This window comes from Lacticaseibacillus sp. 30, assembly GCF_053819265.1.
Genome location: NZ_JBSOQX010000015.1, coordinates 1 through 18,296, shown reverse-complemented (window position 1 = coordinate 18,296; position 18,296 = coordinate 1). Strand labels below are relative to the sequence as shown.

At 44.6% G+C, this 18,296-nt stretch carries 13 protein-coding genes and 1 pseudogene; 1 reads left to right on the top strand and 13 read right to left on the bottom strand.

What is annotated here, in order from left to right:
* Positions 1-8 precede the first annotated feature (8 nt).
* The 11 genes and pseudogenes from ACWPAB_RS10350 to ACWPAB_RS10300 form a co-directional block, all read right to left on the bottom strand.
* Entirely contained in the window at positions 9-671 is a 663-nt protein-coding gene (locus ACWPAB_RS10350) for a phosphatase PAP2 family protein (RefSeq protein WP_016381815.1), read from the bottom strand.
* Entirely contained in the window at positions 661-1,317 is a 657-nt protein-coding gene (locus tag ACWPAB_RS10345; protein ID WP_016381382.1) for a VTT domain-containing protein, read from the bottom strand. Before ACWPAB_RS10345 ends, ACWPAB_RS10350 begins: the two co-directional genes overlap by 11 nt.
* Before the next feature lie 209 nt (positions 1,318-1,526).
* Positions 1,527-2,822, bottom strand: coding sequence for a hybrid sensor histidine kinase/response regulator (locus ACWPAB_RS10340; protein WP_016381383.1), 1,296 nt, complete (start codon positions 2,820-2,822; stop codon positions 1,527-1,529).
* Between the two features lie 283 nt (positions 2,823-3,105).
* Complete coding sequence (locus tag ACWPAB_RS10335) at positions 3,106-4,491, bottom strand: 6-phospho-alpha-glucosidase (protein ID WP_003585780.1); 1,386 nt, start codon at positions 4,489-4,491, stop codon at positions 3,106-3,108.
* A gap of 62 nt (positions 4,492-4,553) precedes the next feature.
* Complete coding sequence (locus ACWPAB_RS10330) at positions 4,554-6,158, bottom strand: PTS transporter subunit EIIC (protein WP_003585782.1); 1,605 nt, start codon at positions 6,156-6,158, stop codon at positions 4,554-4,556.
* A gap of 465 nt (positions 6,159-6,623) precedes the next feature.
* Positions 6,624-9,713 (bottom strand): polysaccharide lyase family 8 super-sandwich domain-containing protein, encoded by a 3,090-nt coding sequence (locus ACWPAB_RS10325; protein WP_003585784.1) that lies wholly within the window; start codon positions 9,711-9,713, stop codon positions 6,624-6,626.
* Positions 9,714-9,841: 128 nt separating this feature from the next.
* A pseudogene (locus tag ACWPAB_RS10320) lies at positions 9,842-10,030 on the bottom strand (hypothetical protein).
* 126 nt (positions 10,031-10,156) lie between these two features.
* On the bottom strand, positions 10,157-13,300 hold the full coding sequence (locus ACWPAB_RS10315; protein WP_003585788.1) for a hypothetical protein: 3,144 nt from the start codon (positions 13,298-13,300) through the stop codon (positions 10,157-10,159).
* A 74-nt stretch (positions 13,301-13,374) separates the two neighbouring features.
* Entirely contained in the window at positions 13,375-13,746 is a 372-nt protein-coding gene (locus ACWPAB_RS10310; protein ID WP_003585790.1) for a hypothetical protein, read from the bottom strand.
* A 5-nt stretch (positions 13,747-13,751) separates the two neighbouring features.
* Positions 13,752-14,378, bottom strand: coding sequence for a hypothetical protein (locus ACWPAB_RS10305; RefSeq protein ID WP_003585792.1), 627 nt, complete (start codon positions 14,376-14,378; stop codon positions 13,752-13,754).
* 42 nt (positions 14,379-14,420) lie between these two features.
* The gene (locus ACWPAB_RS10300; RefSeq protein WP_003567975.1) at positions 14,421-14,933 is read right to left on the bottom strand and encodes a hypothetical protein; all 513 of its coding nucleotides are present in this window, start codon (positions 14,931-14,933) and stop codon (positions 14,421-14,423) included.
* A gap of 155 nt (positions 14,934-15,088) precedes the next feature.
* Between ACWPAB_RS10300 and ACWPAB_RS10295 the strand changes: the two genes are divergently transcribed.
* A complete protein-coding gene (locus ACWPAB_RS10295) occupies positions 15,089-16,576 on the top strand; it encodes a helix-turn-helix domain-containing protein (RefSeq protein ID WP_003567977.1) in 1,488 nt (495 codons plus the stop codon).
* A gap of 144 nt (positions 16,577-16,720) precedes the next feature.
* Here ACWPAB_RS10295 and ACWPAB_RS10290 read toward each other — a convergent pair whose 3' ends face one another.
* On the bottom strand, positions 16,721-17,461 hold the full coding sequence (locus ACWPAB_RS10290; RefSeq protein ID WP_003567979.1) for a MurR/RpiR family transcriptional regulator: 741 nt from the start codon (positions 17,459-17,461) through the stop codon (positions 16,721-16,723).
* An 82-nt stretch (positions 17,462-17,543) separates the two neighbouring features.
* Positions 17,544-18,029, bottom strand: coding sequence for a PTS sugar transporter subunit IIA (locus ACWPAB_RS10285; protein WP_003567981.1), 486 nt, complete (start codon positions 18,027-18,029; stop codon positions 17,544-17,546).
* Positions 18,030-18,296: the final 267 nt, after the last annotated feature.

Sequence of the window (18,296 nt, the reverse complement as noted above, 5' to 3'; positions counted from 1 at the left end):
TACTTATCCTACCTTTGCGGACGAAATGCTGAACGTTGTGCTGCCTGTTTGACAATCAAAGCATCAATGTATCTTGCTTGCGGCAACATAACGAACCAAAGACCATTTGCGAGTAACAAGCTGCCAAGAATATCAGAAGCAAAATGATCGCGCAGATAAATCCGACTGGTAGCGACCATGCCAATCCAGATCATACTGAGTAAGATTGCCACAAATTGATTTTCTTGTTCTTTAATTTTTGGCAGCATCAGCATTAACAGACTCAGAATCAGTACCATTGAGCACATGACGTGACCGCTTGGGAAACTAAAACCTGTGTCGGCAACAAGTTGATGTATCGGTCGCGGACGTTGAACCAGCAATTTAATTAGTAGGAGAAGGCCTGATCCAAGTAATTGACACGCGCCGATCCAGATGCTGTCGGATCGTCTTCCCTTGACCCATAGATAGTCGCAGATCGCGGCGGTCAAACTGATCACAACAGGCGGGCTGCCCAACAACGCCACTACTTCAAAGATACGGGTATCCATTTGAGTGTCATATTTGATGATGCCCTGAACACTGCGATCCAGCTCACCGACCCACGCTACCTGCATCACAACAGACCAAGTTAGCAAGGCAAACAGCAGCAATAATACACCGCCCAAGAAATAGTCTTTTTTAATGTTCATCTGCAGTCATCCCCCGTTTTCGTATGGCCATCACGATCATCGGGAACAAGGAAATGCCGATAATTGCAAGCATGATGAGTTCAAAATGTGCTTTAATGAATGGCACATTTCCAAACAGGTACCCCGCGCCAGTGGCCAGTGTCACCCAGCTAAAGCCGCCAAGAATGTTGTAAATGGCAAAATCTCGATAATGCATTTTTCCGATCCCAGCTGTGAAAGGGACAAAGGTTCGCACGATCGGTATCAATCGGCCTAAGAAAATCGCAATATGACCGTACTTTTTGAAGAATGTTTGACTGCGTTTAAGATACGCTGGTTTCATAACTCGTTTAAACTTTTGGCTGGTGGTCAAGTAAGCGCCAAAATGTTCGCCAATTTCAAAATTCAAGGCATCGCCGAGGACTGCAGCGCCAGTCAAAAGTCCGACTAACAACCCGTAGTTAATGGCCCCATTACCTAACGCCGCTAGCGAGCCACAAAGGAAAAGTAGCGAGTCGCCGGGTAAGAATGGGAATATGACAACGCCAGTCTCGATAAAGATAACGCCAAACAAAATGACGTCAATCCAATTACCGGTGTGGGCTATTAATGACGGTATCAGCTGATTAAGATTGGGGATAAAGCTTGTGAGTAAAAGCAATGCCATTTGAAATGCCCCCTTTGGTTGGTGTTTGCTAACAGCATCTAGCTTAATCGTCTAATCGGTTCATCACTACCTAGACAAAATAAATCATTTCTAAATTTTTTTTAGTTTTCTCCATGCTATTGCCGAGAATAGCGACATCTTTCCTTAATTTTTTGACGCAAATCGTTTTGCCAATCACGCAAAAACGTCATCTTTTTGCAGATGGCGTTTCAGCTTTCATTCAATTGATGCCGTTCCTTCGTTGTTGCCAGCGGCAGGATAAGTTCGGCAATCGTTCCATGAGGTTGGTTGTCTCGCAACTTGATTCTGCCATTGTTGATCGTGGCGAGCTGGTTAGCAATAGCGAGCCCAAGGCCAGTTCCGGGAACCGTGCCCCGGACGTTAGCACTACGATAAAAGCGCTCAAAGACATGGCTTTTGTCTTCTGCACTAATCCCCGCGCCTTGATCAAGTACTGCCAATACAGCATTGCCATCATCATCGCGCGTCAAATTCACCGCAATGATTGTATCAGCCGGTGAATATTTAGCAGCATTCGTGACAAAGTTATCCAAAATCTGCTCAATAGCCGACTCATTACTTTCTACAGACATATTAGGCGTCACGTGTACCTCAATGGTTTGAGAAAAAGCACTGGCCAATTTTTCAGCTAAGTGTTGAACCGTTTCACTCAGGTTTAACAAATGCGTATCAAGCGTTAACCTGTCAGCGCGTGATAGCTGCAGCAATTCTTCAATCAGCTGTTGCATCTGTCTGGATTCTTCAGTGATATAGTTGACCGATTTGAGCACAATTTCAGGATGCGCCCGCCCATGCCGCTCAATCAGTTGCGCGTGACTGCGAATCGTCGCAATCGGTGTCCGCAGTTCGTGGGCCGCGTTCATGATAAACAACTTTTGCTGTTCTTGCCGATCATGCAGTTGTTTCATAGGTTGACCGTCAAAATCGGTTCCCCAGACGGCAGCAAGCAAGTCATCCCTCGAACAAGCTTCGTCCTGATGGGCAACAAGTTCGACAAGCAACTCATATTCCCGCTGTGTCAATGGCATAATCACCTCACCGCGCTGAACGCGTTTGTTATCCGTATCCACCAGCAGATCATCGACTTGAAAAATAGTCGCTGGTGAGACAGCCTGCCGATTGTGACGCAAGGCGACTTCGACACGAGCAACCAGTTCCTCCATTTCAAAAGGCTTGGTGATGTAATCATCGGCCCCGCCAGTCAGTCCAGCCACCTTGTCGCCGATGTAGTCACGAGCCGTCAACATAATAATAGGCACCTGGCTTGATTGTCTGATTTTCCGCAAAACACTAAACCCGTCTAGTTTAGGCAGCATCCAATCCAAAATAATGACATTGATTTTACCTTCATTGTTCTTAAACAGCGTCAATGCCTCCGCGCCGTCTTTTGCCCAAATAACTGACATATTCTCTAACTCGAACTCCGTTGTTAATGAATCCGCCAGAGCCGCTTCATCTTCCACCAGAAGCAATGTTGTTTTCAACTGATTTCCTCCTAACGCGGTCATTTGAATTATAAGCGCAAGTACAGGAGAATTGACACTGCTTTTTCTATAACCAAAAACTACCATCAATTTTGCTTTTGGTTCATAGTTTTTCTAGCAGCCTTAGAGAAGGTGCCACAGCGAAGAGAGCACGAATTTACGATAAAACGTGCACTCGCAAAAGGACCGTCAATCCCTTATCCTGAAAGAAGTTGACGGCCCTTAGTCTGCGTTAAAGTGTTGAATAATATTTTTGTAAAGAACTCCTCAAAATCACCAAGCCCTAAATTTCGCTCACTGCGCCCTCACTAATCAAGTGCACCTCATGTTCATCATGCTTCAACTCAGGCCAATATTCTCGATTGGCTTCGATAAGATCATCTAAGACTTCCTTCGCCACTTGGGCGCTTGGCAGAGTTTTAGATAAGGTCAAGGCTTGCCACAGTTCTTGATAATCATGATTGATCCATGCATCAACGACTAATTTTTCGACCATCGCTTGATTGAGGATCATCCCCCGTTGAAACATCGGGATCTTGCCTTGCGTCAGCGGTTCGGCACCGTCTTTACCAACGATGCACGGTACTTCGACCATAATGTCGTCGTCGATATTGGCCACCGCACCGTTATTTTCCACGATTAGCAACATACGTTCATGCGTGTTGAAGGCAATGGCACAGGCAAGATCGACGATGAAAGAGGCGTGGCTGTCGATCGGGAAGGAGCCAACGTCACTGGTACCGGCATCGATAATTTTCTGGGCGGCACTGAAGACGCGCTTTTCACGGCCATCTTCGACTTCATTGGCGCGCGTATAGTCAGGATCAGAGTGAGCCACCACGTAATCCGGATAGAGATAATACTTTAGATATGTGTTCGGTAGATAATGCGGATCAACTGCCAACAAATCCTGTGCCTTTTTGTGAGTTGCTTGCCAGCTGGCATCCATGTGCTGGGTGTCGACTTCGATCTGGGTCAAGTAGCCATGATGAGCCACATAATCCCGAATCTGCGGCAAATATTCATGACCAGCCTTATCCTTAACACTTGTCCACCAGCCAAAATGATTCATCCCAAAGTAACGAACTTCCAGATCTTTGGGCTGCAAGCCGATGATCTGTGACATCCGCCGCTGCGTACCAACCGGCATGTCGCAAATATTGAGAATCTTAGCATCAGGCCGCAATCGCCGACATGCCTCGGCTACGATGGACGCTGGGTTTGAGTAATTGAGCATCCAGCAATCTGGCGAATACTTTTCCATAAAATCAATCAGTTCGATAATATCGCCAATACTGCGCATCCCGTAAGCGATACCGCCAGGGCCGCAAGTTTCTTGACCGACCACGTGATGTTTAAGTGGAATCTTTTCATCTTGCTCACGCATCTTATAGCCGCCGGAACGAATGTGGGCAAAACAGAAATCAACATCAGTGAAGGCGGTCTGCGGATCAGTGGTCCAAGTGAAGTCAATCGCCGGCGCCTTTTCTTTTAGCTCAATAGCAATTGCCTCAGCAATCGTCGCCTGTCGCGCTTCGTCGATATCATAAAGTTTCAATGCTCGCAGTGGAAAACGTTCCGCATTTTCCAGTAGCATCATCACGATCCCTGCTGTGTACGTACTGCCACCACCTGCAATGACAATGGAAAATTGTTTGTTCTGATTCATTATATTGTCCCCCTAAACGCGCCAGTTCTCGCTCTTTCTAACCGAGCTGATTCACACTTTTTCTACTCAACTTCTGCCGCATCAAAGCCTAATGCTTCATCCACCGCCGCGCGAACTTTCGTAACGGCAAGTCCATAAACAACATGCACATTGTTGCCTTTTTTGATGACACCACTGGCACCGGTTTCATTTTTCAAGACAGTTTCATTCACCAATTCCGGATTTTTCAAAACGGTTCTTAAGCGTGTGTAGCAGTTCGTGACACTTTCAAAATTGTCGGCACCGCCTAGCGCCTCAATAATCGTTGCCACCGGTACTTCCGTCGCACCTTTAGGGACACTGACCGGCGGGGCTTGTTTCTTTTCTTGATACTCGGCTTTGCTGTAAAGCTTAGTCTCTTCTGCATCAGCTTCACGGCCAATCGTTTTCAAATTGAACCTGCCGATTAAGAATCTGAAGGTGAAGTAATAGATAAAGAAGAACATGATGCCGACAACGATATACATTGGCCAATGGGTTTTACCGACCCCCAGCGGCACATTGTAGAGCAGAAAATCGAGGAAGCCATTCGGACCAATCGCCCGAACGTTCAGAAGGTTCAAAACCACCATGCTTAACCCGCTTAACGCTGCATGAACAACAAACAGCAATGGTGCGATGAACATGAAGGAAAATTCAATCGGTTCCGTGACCCCTGCTAAAAAGGAAGTCACAACGGCTGGAATCAAAATAGCCTTCACTTTGTTCTTGTTTTCAGGTTTTGCCATTTGATACATTGCCAAGCAAGCACCGATTAGACCAAACATTTTTGAGATGCCTCGCGCGTCCCAGATAACCGAACGTGACAACAGATGAATATTGGGGTTAGCCATTTCGGCGTAGTAGATGTTCCGTGCGCCTTCAAAAATGTGCCCGCCAATTTCTTCAACCCCACCAAGCGAGGTATACAGGAATGGCGTGTAAATGAGGTGATGCAACCCAGTTGGAATGAGTAATCGTTCTAGCGACCCGTAGAGGAAGAGGCCAAAATTGCCTGTTTGATTAATCACGTGCCCCAAGCTGGAAATGCCCATTTGAATGAACGGCCAGACATACGTCAGCAAGACTGCTAACATGACAGTAACTGGAATCAAAACAATGAAGACAAACCGGCTGCCACCATAAATTTGAAAGGCACTGCGAAATTCAGTATCCACAAATTTGTTATGAATGAAGCCAACCGTTAACCCTAAAATAATACCTAGGAAGACCCCCATATCGAGAATTTGAACGCCAAGAACCGATGCTTGACCGGTACCTTGAAGATTCTCGGCCTTCGATAAAATCCCGCGCAGTTCCATAAACTTGTTCATCGCGTTAACGAAGACCAAGAATGTCAGCAGCGCCGTAAACCCAGCCTCTGCCTTTTTCTTCTTCGCTAACCCAACAGCCAAGCCCACACAGAAAATCACCCCAAGGTTGGTTAAAATTGACACCAACGATCCGGACAAAATCAAGCCGAAGCCTTTTGTCACCGGATTATTCATGAACGGCACCGCTTCAAGCAGCTTCTGATTGGTAAAGATGTTCCCAATGGCAATCAGAATCCCCGCAATCGGCAGGATCAGCACGGGCACGAACATGGCCTTGGAAAAACGCTGCAAACCGTCCATAACCTTCTGTTTCATCTTTGTCACCTCTTCTAGTAATAGCAAAATAATTTCTTGATGATCTAAACATAACAGACAAGCTTTATAGTGAAAACTCTTTCAATACAACAAGAAACGTGTTCCGCTGATTCGGAACACGTTTCTTGTTGTGCCAAACTCCGCAATCTCCGGCCAGATGGGGCTGGAACGCTGTGACGGCGCTTCGAGCCCAAAAACCGGTCTCGAAGTCGCCTAACAACATCAGCGACAAGACCGGTCGCTGTGTTGTTTGCACGGCTGAGCCCCATCTGGCCTACGATTGCTTCGCCTTGGCACTAGTACCTTTAAATTTTGGTGGATTATCTGTAAAAAAAGACGAATGGCCTTCCCTATCGCACCACTAGATAAGGAAGAACATCCATCTTGGTTTGGTCGTTGTAATTTAAGTTCTACCCATTCGCTCTAATCTCATTTATTTAACAGCTTGCAGTACGAACAACTCGACTATTGCTCACGCCGTTTACGCCAAATCATTAAGCCGCCAATCAGCAAAAGCATGCCCACGCCTGCCAAACTTAGCCATTGAATGACCTTATCGCCAGTTTGTGGCATATCTGCTTGCATTTTCTGATGCCGGCCGTTTTTATCAGCTGGTAACGGCTTGGTCGGTGGGGTTTTGCTGCTTGGATCTGTCTGTGATCGTTTGACGAGCGCTTTTTGTGCAGCAAGTACGGCCTTCGTGGCGTGATCCACCATAACTTGGGTCGGCTCGTCAAGCGTCAGAACGTCTTTTGCAGCATCAATCGCTGCTTGCAAGTCCCGCCACGAAGCATCGGTATAAGTTTTCGCATCAAGTTTCGCCGCAGCAGTCAAAGCAGCCTGAAGTGCTTTCGTATCAGCAGTTTTTACCAGCCCATCAATGGCTGCCACCAACGCTGTATTAGCATCATCCACTATCTGCTGGTCAGTCGCTAAATCGGCGATGACTGCTTTTGCTTCCGTCAGTGCCTGCGTTAAGGTCGCGAAACTTGCTTTCGTGTAATCCTTCGCCTTCAAATTTCCTGCAGTTTTGATAGTCGCAGCTAAGGTAGTACGGTCAACTGGTACATCGAGCTTAAAGGTGACCGCTCGACTGGCACCTGCCAAATCAGCCGGATTAAAGGTCAAAACATGGCCGTTCGTTGAAAAGAGCGCCTCCGTCTTTCCTGGAAGATGAACTGGATAGTTAAAGCTGAAGTTGATTAGGTTACCGGTTTGACTTGGTTCGGCAGCCGTCAGCTGATAAACATTGTTGCCAAGTGCTTTGATGATGACCGCGGCCGGCTGATCAATTGAAACAAGGCCATCCAGTTGATCGGCCTTGGTCCAAACATTGGCCATCACCTGATCTTTTGTCTTGATTGCTTGCAACTCGCCAGTATTTGCGAGAACCATATAGTCTGGTGACTGCGCTAGCTGGGCGACTTTTGTATCCGTCGCATTCGGCACAGTGACATATTCATACGATCCGTTTTTAACGGTTGCGCCATGCATGGCTGCCAATGTTGCATAAGTATGCTTATAAACCGTATCGGATGGGAAATACCCATTAATATCTTTGTAGGTGCCTGTCCGCGTCGCCTGATTGATCGTAACGGGCGCATTGCCTTTTGCGATAATATAGCCAACATTATTTTCGGGATCGGTGGTGTTAATATTTGCCCACCGGCTGACTGTCTTTTGTTTCGTATATACCTGACCATCAACCGTGATTTTGGTGATTGCCGGATCAATTTGGCGTTGATCGATAATGGTTTCGATATCGGCGGCAGTTGTGCCATTAATATTGGCACCGAGATTAATGATTTGGTCGTTTAATAAAAACCAGGATTTCATCGCCTGCAGATTCTGACCTTCATTGGCTTTGTTCAATGCCATGCCAACACTGGCGATGGTTCCATCGGTCGCGCCGCCAACCCAAGCTTGCGGACTTTTTGAAGACGACTTCTCACCATCCGGCAGTGACACCGTGTCAACTGTCGTTCCGGGAAGGCGGTATGGATCAACCGTTGTCCAGTAACCTTCACCGAATTGATTCAAATCATTGTTATACAGATAAACCATGCCGTCAGCCGTATGCCAAGCATGGCTATTTTCGGTATTACCGTATTCAAAATTGGCAATTCGATTGGAGTACATCGCGATGCCAACCGCGTGCGTCGGTGTTTTTTGCATGACCCGATCCATCGCCCCATAAATATTCAGCGAACTGACGTCATCTTTCTGAGCTGTTGCCTGATGCAAAGCTGTTTTGAGACCATTTAATGCCGCGTAATCTCGTGGCTTGTCATAGAAATTGTAGCGCTCACCCACCTGTGCAACCCAAGTGGCAACGGCCTGATAAATTTTCTGCTTCAATGTTGCTGGCGTTGCGTCGGCAATTAAGGTCAGATTGGCTAACGTCTCTTTGCCAGTCTCCAACTCCGTGGTTTCCGCATTCGTCCCTGGTGCGCGCGAAATACTACGACCCGAAACCATCGACGGCATGCGTCCATTCACCATCAATTGCAAAAAGCCTTTGTCAATTAAGTTAAAAACGTTCGAGAACTGAACTTCACTAATAGCCCAAGGCGTACCAACGAGGGTCGATGAAACGCGCGCAATGCCTTTAATCATTTCGTTGCCATAACTGCCATTGTATGGAAAAAAGGTGTGTTGAACGAAGGAACCGTCTGCATAGATACCATCCTTGGCGGTAACAAGCCCCATCGCTTTAGGCAAATTCTGTTGAACAAGGGCAACCCGCTTGTCATCTTCTAACAACAACCCACTAGCCAAAACCGAAATCGAAATGTCCGTCAAGTTAGCCCCTGTTGCTGTGTAAGCTGGCCATTGAATATTAGGATCCTTGGCATAACCCAACAATGGTTGAACAAACTTGACCAACTTTTCTGGATCCTGTCGGTGCAAGTCATTGTATAACAGGATCAAAGTATCATCGAGCTGTTGTGCCGAACCGATTTGCCAATCCCACCAATTGCCGGTGGAATAGCTCCCGTTATATTTTTTGGCCGTCTCCATAAAATCAATCGCATCAATGATTGTCTGATACACCTCAGGATTTTGGTACTGTTGGCTCACAGGATTATAGTAACCCAATGTTAACATTTTAATATTGGTAAACATCGAGGTGTAATCCGCCGAGGTCGTGTCCGAACTTTTCTTCGGCCAAAGCCGACTACGATTAGCACTTCGATCCATCGTCGCCCATAACGTTTGACTCTGCGCTGCCAAGTCCGTCAAGTAAGCTTTAACATTGGGATCACTCATATCCGGTTTGGTCGCAATCAGGCGGTCACGCCATCTTGCGCGCATCGTCACATACTCAGCACGGCTTGTTGCTGTTGCTGCTTTCTCGACAGGTTTAGCCCCTTGCGCAGGAACTTCCGTGGCAACTGGTTCATCATTAACAGCCTTCAGTATTTCTGAACTCGACGTGGCCGACGATGGTGTTGCGACCGCGCTGGCACTATCATCAGCCGCATGCGCAGTTACGGCCCCCGTCGAAAGTACCAGCATTCCCAACAGGCCTACACTCACCAAAAACTTTTTCATGCTCTTCCCCCTGTTAAAATGATTTTCTGATGATAAGTGATCATCAATCAAGACGTTGCTCCGTTCAGCTACAGCAGCTAAAACGTTCAACTGTCTAAAATAGCCAACATCTAATCTCAGAGAGCTTATCATCGCATAATTGGAAGCGCAATCATAACAGGACTTTGGTATACACCAGCAATCGTTTTAATATTGACGTGATGCTTGCAAAAATAAAATAAATTATTTTACCAACGAAATTTATTAATCCACTTTTTGAATTTTTCAAAACGAATCAAAAAAGCTGCACGAAAGTCTTCGTGCAGCCAGCCTGCCACGTAAAAGTAGGCAGTATTTTTAACGATCATGATGTAAATCCTTGAAAAGGTCGGCTAAATTGGTAAAGTCTTCATAGCGTCCATTCTTTAAATCCTAGAGTGAATGATTTCGTTCCGTTTTGCTGATTAATGTAATACCTCAAACTTAAAGGTTAAATCCATGGCCAGATTTTGCCGACTCGAATAATCACCGAAATATTGACCCGACAACGACACACTAGTCTTAGCCTGATCATCTAACGTTCCTAGCTCTTGATTCGCTGTTGAATCATCAAGCGGGATTTTATTTGCGGCAAATTTTTCGTTGCCTTTCAAAAATAATCTGGCACTTTCTGAGACATTTACTGGATCAGGATCATTAACATGCACTAACTTAATCGATGATTTGGTTGTGGTCTTAACTTGTTGCAAAACCACTTTGACTTTTGTCTTTGAACGATTCTTGATCTCATAGTTGGGTGAGACAATCTGGCCTGGATCAACATCAGTCGAACCAAAGGCGAGACTTTTCGGAATCGTCAAATCGATCATATTGTTTGATGCTAAGACATTGATTGAAATCTCTTTTCGAAGCTTACCAATCGCTAATGTTGCCTGATAAGTACCAAATTCAGGCTTTAGGTTTGTTGTGATCACCTTGATTTTCTCGGAGGGGGTCTGCTTATTCTTTTCCCAAGCCTGAGCTTGACTTTGCTTCAAAATAAACGCCGCCAACTGATCGGACGTTTTATTAGCTAGTTGATTAGAATAAGCGGTTATGTTTTTTGCCGTGAGAATAAATTGATCATCCGATTGATCGTCTGTATCTTTGACGACAACTGGAATTGTGTATGTGAAGAACACCTTATTCCCTGAAGTAAGCTTTTCAGAAACTTGCACCTTTACATCTTGAAACCCATCGTGAGTAGTGTCCGGATAGTCAGTTATCTTTTCGAATGTCACCGTTGCTTGCTTGTTTTTATCAATAGCAGTTTTAACTTCCTTTTCAATCGCTTCTTTTTTAACAGCTGGTGGGACGACCAACCCTTTAAAAGTCAGTTGGTTAATTTGCAAAGGTCGATAGCCATTTTTTGTAACTTCGAAAAAGATTTCTTTAGGTTGCTGATAGCGGTTTAAGGAAGTATACGTAGAATCTTGCGTATAGCCAATTTTTCCTTCTGCTTCTTTGGCTTTAAAAACATCGCCGTAATTAACGGACAGCGTACGAGAAGCGCCCCAACGATTCAAAAAGTCTTGCTTCTTATCATCGCCGTTCGCTTTAATGACCATCGTTGGCGTACTTTTATCAAGTGCTAACTCGGTATGCTGATTCATGCTATACAAAGCAGTCTCGACATAAAACTTTCCAGGAAACGAGGAATGAATAGCTTCGTTATCGGTTGACTTCCCCGAAGTCGCGATGATTTTCGGGTTACCATTTTCCTCAATCAAAGCGAACACACCAGCTGAATCACGAGGGCCATATTCATATCCTCGTAAGACAATGGCGTTCCCATACTTTGCTTCAACTGGACTGACAGAAGTGACTGTTCCGCCCATGGACGCAAAGACGAGTTCAACGGATGCTTTAAAGAGCTTATCTATTCGGTCATCTTTGAGTGCTTTTTTAACTTCATCAGGGTTACTCGACCCGACTCTGCCGTCACTGTATGGCACATCACTGCCATCAGTGTCTGTCGCTGACACCATCATCCTTGAACGATTTTCTGTGTTCCACTTTTCACCAAGTTTATAAAAAGCCTCCTGTGTTTTAAATTTTCCCGGCTTGGCGACCACGGTTACTGGCACTTCATAAGGATAACTGACTTTTTTGCCACTCGATAAGGTTTGTGACACAAGCACTTTAGCCGTCTTTTCACCTGCAGTATCCACATCAGGATACTCCGAAAATTTTTCAATGGTGATGTTTGAATTACCTTTAGTGTCAATAGTATTTTGCAGTTGTTGCGCAATTGTACTTTGAGAATCTTTTTGGGTGACCGAGATCTTTTTAGAGCTTAATTGATTGATGGCTAAGGGTTTGTACCCATTTTTCGTCACTTCGAAAAAGATTTCTTTAGGTTGTTGATAGCCGTCCAAGGAAGTGTAGTTTGAAGCTTGCGTATAGCCAATTTTTCCTTCCGCTTCTTTTGCCTTGAAAACATCCCCATAATTAACCGACATCGCACGGGCACTTCCCCACCGATCCAAAAAATCCTGTTTCTTTTCATCGCCGTTGGCAGTGATCACCTTTGTCGGGCTTTGATTAGCAAGGGATAAGTCGTTGACATTATTCATGCTAAATAAAGCAGTCTCAACATAAAACTTTCCAGGAAATTTTTGATGAATTTTGTCATTGTCGTTAACTGCACCGGAAGTGGCAATGATTTTAGGACTGCCATCCTCTTCAATTAGGGCAAACGCTCCTGCGGCATCTCTTATTGACTCAACCCCATTTTGAGCTTCAAACCCCCGTAGAACAACGGCATTCCCATAGCTTGAGGTGGCTTTACCAGGCGAATCTATGCGGCCGCCCGATGACTTAAAAAACAGGCCAACTGGCGAATCAATATTGGCATCTATTCTGCCATTTTTAATTCTCTTTGAAAGCTCATCTGGGATGGTCGCCCCAATCCTGCTGTCACTGTAATTAACAGGACTACCATCGGCATCTGTCGCCGACACCATCATCCTTGAACGACTGGCTGTATTCCACTTTTCACCTAAAACATATTTAGCGTTGCGCGCTAGAAGAAAGCCCAGTGGTATTTTCATTTCTATAGATTCGCTGTATTCAATCTCAACAGGCGAATAATTATTAGAATTGACAGTATAATATTGAAAGCTGGTGAACGGTCCCAACTGTCCCGCTCTCATGTCAAACTTCCAAGTTAATCTATACTTAACCGAAATGCTAACTTTAGAATTAGTCCCTATTCCCCTTTTAAGTCGAATGGTCGATTTGTTAACTAGCGTAGCGGCTAACGTCTCGGGATCACTAGATTTTACTTCGACAATGTCCCGCCCGACCTGACCAACCTCAATCACAAGATTACTAGCGATCCTTTCTTCTTTAAATGTTGACGATGGTTTTAATGATATGTCTACTGCTTCACCTTCTTTAGTGCCAACCTTTGTTGCTTTAAGTAATTTGATAAAGTCTTTCCACTCGCGATCAGTTTTACTCAGCACGATATTTGGATATAGCTCAGCTGCCTCTACTGGACGTGGGAATGCCGCAGAACTTAAAACAAGGGCAACGACTAGCAATAGACTTAAAAATTTTTTCATTTGCTTTACTCCTTAAAAAATCAGCGTTATACCAAATTTTTTCGATGACTGGTATGACGCTGATTCTCATATTGCTAAGGTTCGACTTTTTTGGTGGCATTGCTGGCAGTTCCCTGATTGCCATCTTCTCCTTGATATTTCCTTGTCCAGTACACGAAAATTGCACCGGAAAGGCACAGTAACCCCAACCTCAAGAATACCTGCGCTTGCGCGGCATCTGCCCCCAGTTCGGGCATCTCCTGCCTTATTTTGTCATTAGGTTCCTTGCGCTGAACAATCGGGCTTTTGCTGGCATCGTTTTTGTCAGTCACATCAACTGGCTGGTTGCCAATGATGCCCTCCACCTCAATACTTGCATTGGTTTCCGCAAGGCCTATATGCGGTGGCATATTCATAAAGAAAAACAAGGCCATCAAGAAGAAACTAAGCTGTCCTTTCTTCATCATGATCTTTACTGTACTTCGAATTTAAGGACTAATTTATAATTTGCTTTAACTGTCTCTTTGGTGAAGTCAAAACCCTTTTTGACACTTCCAGCCAAAGTAAACTGGATTTTCCCGTTTTGGCTTGTGATCGTACCAATCTCAGTAGGAAAAGAAGGTACTTTTTGTTTGTCAGTTGAACGCAAAGTAACCTTTTTGCCGTCTGAGTTTAAATTTAGATCCAAGCGACCCTCTAATTTATTAGCATTATCGCCATCAGTAAAATCATTAATGGAAACTTTGACGCCTTTGGCTGATAGATTCTGGATTTCATAATTCGGTGAAATAATACCTTCACTGACGTCGGTTTGACTAAACAAAACTTTGGAGGGAATTTTGACATCGACCCACGCTTTATGATCTTTTTTAGGCGTTGGTTTAGCCGGATCAGGTAGTTTGGTAGGATCAAATGGTTCAAACGTTCCTTCAGCCGAAATCGTTGCACTGTCTGTTTTCTTCACTTCTAGCGTGTTAGTAGCAGCATGAGGATCATTTTGGCCATTTTCGTAAGCGTACACTTGGGTTGATCCAAGCAGTGATGCCCCTATAGCTAATACACCGCATAGTGTCAGAAGTTTTGTCTTTGTCTTTTTCATTTTTGTTCCTCCATTAGTTTGCTTTTATTGATAACTAGCAGACTAGTTATTCACTGATAATTGACCGACAATTGCGGTTTCACCGATTTTTGTTGAAGAATCGGCAAGTTCATAATAGGTAACGGTGCTTTGTGTCTTATAAACGCCTCTTTTAAGGTTGGCTTTCAATTCACCAGCCTCAACATATTGTTTGGGCTTAATTAAACCGGAATCGTAAATGACTTTGTTCTGTCCTTCTAATCGTGTTTGCACCCGAATACCATACTGGTTGCTCGCAGGATTCAAGATATTGACCGTCCCGACTTCATTTGCGGCATTGAAAACCATATTCGTATCAAGCTTTAAATGAAATTTGCTTTTGTCGGCTTTTTCTTGCAGATATTCTTTGAGTTCTTCATCCGTCATATTCTTCACGAAGGAAGTGTCTTCAGCACCACCTCCATTTGCAACAACATTGGGAACGCTTCTGTGCAAGTACATGTAGCTTCCAATGCTGACAATCCCAACTAATAAAAGCAGTAAGACTACCAGTTTCAATTTTTTGTTTTTTTGCATGCAATTTTTCAACCTTCCCAATTGAATTCCAAATCGAAACGGTGTTATAATGCACCTGATATTAGCAATTTCTAACAATGAAAGTTAGTATAATCTAATTTCCCGCCTAGTTGAAGTTCACTTTTTGCCTAACGTTAGGCAAAGAAGGAGAGTTTATGGAAGAACTTTTAGAAAGCAATTTGCTTAGACACTTTCGGATTGTTCGCTTTTTACTTGGCCGAGAATGGGTGACAATTGGCGAACTCGCTCATACATTGCGTATTCCATCCAGAACGATTCGCCAAAGCATCGGGGAAATAAATCAATACATTAATCCCGCTAAAATTGAAAGTAGTCAGAAATTTGGTATCCGATTGACCTATGACGCTCAACTTAATTCTTTTTATATCTACGCATCGATCTATAAACAATCGGCGCACTTTTTAATTATCGAAAATATTTGTATCCATCGATATGCAACGCTGGCTGTTTTAGCCGAAAAACTTTTCATTAGTCAGTCAACCTTAAAAAGGAAGATAGCGGTCATCAATCAAACTTTGGAAAAATACGGTTTTTGGATTGATACCAAGTCAGTGGACATGGTCGGCGATGAGAGAAAGATTCGCTTTTTTTATTATTGCTATTTGCTTGAAAAATATGATGTCCTTGATCTTGTCGCGCCTGAGCAGGAACTTCGTGTCATAGATGAGCTTATTTCGGAGTTTTTCGCCCAATTTCCGTCTTTACAGGGCCCCGAGCGACAGGTCTTTTCTTATTTGAATAAACTTCGGACGATGCTGTTCATCAGTTTTAAAAGGCTTAAAAAAGGGTGCCGCTTAGATAGTCACGATCAAATCGACGAACAGTATTCCCTTTTACTTTCAGAAAAGTTAAGTAAAAAAATAGCGGTCTGCTATCACATTGACTGCACAAAAGACGTTCTTCATCAGTTGTTCTTTTTATTCTTCAACCGAAGATATGCTTGGTCCGCTAATGATCTTCAAAAAAAAGCTGAACACGATGAAGCCATCGCAAAAGTCCGTCGTACTTTGCTGGCGTTTTTCGCGAAGATCGAAAAAAGTGAACAACTGGTTCTAATTAACAAAGATGAGCTTTTGTTGCTGCTTTACAACGCAACGAGCTACACCTGGACTTCAGCTAAAATCTTGCATAACCCTAGCGAAGACTTCTTTGTCAATCTAAATCATTACCATGAAGGATTTGCCCGCCGCATCAAAAAAGAATTGGTCGCTTGTTTAAACAGAGAACAGCTCGACATCTACCTGGATGATTCGGTGATCAATCAATTACTGTTTATGCTCGTTACCGCTTGGAAAGGCTTGATGGATCAGCTAGAAGCGAGCGCCCCACGAGTAAAGGCGGGGATTTTCTTTAATACTAGTTTTGAACACAGTCAGTTTTTGCTGAACGACATTTCATATCATCTGAAATCTCGGCTTGATATGACACTGATCACTGCCAAAACGATCAGCGAGTTGCGCCAACAATGTCAACATGTTGATATGCTGATTACTAATCTATCTATGCTGCCATCACCTGACTGCCATACTGTTTCGATCCAAGCAAACCTCACGCCAAAAGATTTCGAAAACATTCTCTCCGTCTATAGCGAGATTGTGAACGCCAACGTCACAGCCTCTTGACACAGTAAGGAAAGTGACTACGATTTATCAACGTAAAAAAGTCAGAGCACGGTCCGGATTTCGGAGCGCGCTCTGGCTTTTAACATGTCTTAACCTTCTCGTCATTATATCTGCTAATAAAACCAGACATCAACAACGCCTAGCTCAATCCAGCTTCTCAACTTCTCCAATCACCAATTCAAACGCCGCCAACATCCGTGGATAAAACAGCGAAGCACGTTGGTTGAGATCGTCTAAGGGAAACTCATCCGGGACGGTCAGCGTCCAGTCGGCTATTTTAGCCAATGTGCTTTCTGGGTTGCCAGTAAACGCTACAATTGGGATCGGCAAACTGCTGACCAATCTCGCCTTATCTAAGACACTCTGCGTTTCGCCAGACTTAGAAACGACTAGGAACAAGCCGAGATCTTCCAAATAGTTTTCCAAAAGCGCTGCCGAGTCTCCTGGCGTCGAGAAAAAGCAACGCTTACCAAGAATTTGAAACTTTTTAAACATATAATTTCCAATCACACCGGAAAACCCTGCCGCATAAACGTACAGGTAACGATCTTCAACGGCGGCGATACGCTGGGCAACGGTCTTGATGGTGCTTAGATCGTTGTGACTGGTCATCGCCGTCAGCAACTGATCCTGCTGGTCGCTCGCCGCTGTTCTCATGCTATCATGCCGCAACATCGTCATGAGCTTATATTGCAGCTCGACAAAACCGCGATAGCCCATTTTGTGCGCCAATCGCATGACCGTTGTCGCCGATGTAAAGTTTGCTTTCGCCACACCGCGAACGCCCATGTCCAACACCCGATCAATATTCGCCACCATGTAGTGCAACACTTCCTGCTCGGTCTCAGAAAGGTTTTTCCCTGAAACTAACTTATCGAATTTCATTACACTCAAAAATCCCTTCTGAAAACGACACAGTCCTTATAAAAAAGCCGCCACCTTGATTACCAGTGGTCGACCTTCTACGTTAGCCAGCATAGGTTAATGTCGTCACGGCATCGCCATGCGTCACCGGCCCTGCTTTGATGGGTGAAAAATCCTTCACCTTGTCCATGTTGGTAAAAATCACCACAATCGCAGCATCGCGATCCGAGGCCTGAATAGCAGCAACATCAACCGTCGACAGCAAATCCCCCGCCTTCACCTGATCTCCGGCGGCAACCTTGGTCTCAAACGGCGTCCCATTCATCTCTACCGTATCAAGTCCCATGTGAACTAACACTTCAAGTCCCGCATCGGATGTAATCCCAATCGCATGTTTTGTCGGGAAAACCGAACTGATCGTCCCAGCAATCGGAGCATAAACCGCTTGTTCTTCTGGCGCAACCGCGTACCCCTCGCCCATCATCTTCTCTGAAAAGACACCATCGTTAAGCGCATCAAGCGGCATTAACTGGCCTGTCACTGGTGCTGTAAAAACATCACTTTTTTCTTTTTTAAATAGCCCGAACATTCATTGCCATCCCCTTCTGGTTATCAGTCACCATGATCAATTTTTACAGATAACCGCGGTTATTGCAAACGTTTACTTTTAATTGAGGGGTAATTGCTTATTTTGGTGGCTCACCATGGTTTTCTAGTACCAACCACCGTCAGCTTGACGGCTTTTCAGACTAAACGCTTTTTCAATGTTTGAATATCGCATTTCCCACGACAAACATCTGACATAAACTGTTAATACAAATAACCGTCTCCTCTGATCAGAAAACGGCTATTATGC

Bases quoted from the DNA above. Each gene is read 5' to 3' on its own strand.
- ACWPAB_RS10350 (WP_016381815.1), bottom strand. From the start codon at position 671: ATGAACATTAAAAAAGACTATTTCTTGGGCGGTGTATTATTGCTGCTG.
- ACWPAB_RS10345 (WP_016381382.1), bottom strand. From the start codon at position 1,317: ATGGCATTGCTTTTACTCACAAGCTTTATCCCCAATCTTAATCAGCTG.
- ACWPAB_RS10335 (WP_003585780.1), bottom strand. From the start codon at position 4,491: ATGAATCAGAACAAACAATTTTCCATTGTCATTGCAGGTGGTGGCAGT.
- ACWPAB_RS10330 (WP_003585782.1), bottom strand. From the start codon at position 6,158: ATGAAACAGAAGGTTATGGACGGTTTGCAGCGTTTTTCCAAGGCCATG.
- ACWPAB_RS10325 (WP_003585784.1), bottom strand. From the start codon at position 9,713: ATGAAAAAGTTTTTGGTGAGTGTAGGCCTGTTGGGAATGCTGGTACTT.
- ACWPAB_RS10315 (WP_003585788.1), bottom strand. From the start codon at position 13,300: ATGAAAAAATTTTTAAGTCTATTGCTAGTCGTTGCCCTTGTTTTAAGT.
- ACWPAB_RS10310 (WP_003585790.1), bottom strand. From the start codon at position 13,746: ATGATGAAGAAAGGACAGCTTAGTTTCTTCTTGATGGCCTTGTTTTTC.
- ACWPAB_RS10305 (WP_003585792.1), bottom strand. From the start codon at position 14,378: ATGAAAAAGACAAAGACAAAACTTCTGACACTATGCGGTGTATTAGCT.
- ACWPAB_RS10300 (WP_003567975.1), bottom strand. From the start codon at position 14,933: ATGCAAAAAAACAAAAAATTGAAACTGGTAGTCTTACTGCTTTTATTA.
- ACWPAB_RS10295 (WP_003567977.1), top strand. From the start codon at position 15,089: ATGGAAGAACTTTTAGAAAGCAATTTGCTTAGACACTTTCGGATTGTT.
- ACWPAB_RS10290 (WP_003567979.1), bottom strand. From the start codon at position 17,461: ATGAAATTCGATAAGTTAGTTTCAGGGAAAAACCTTTCTGAGACCGAG.
- ACWPAB_RS10285 (WP_003567981.1), bottom strand. From the start codon at position 18,029: ATGTTCGGGCTATTTAAAAAAGAAAAAAGTGATGTTTTTACAGCACCA.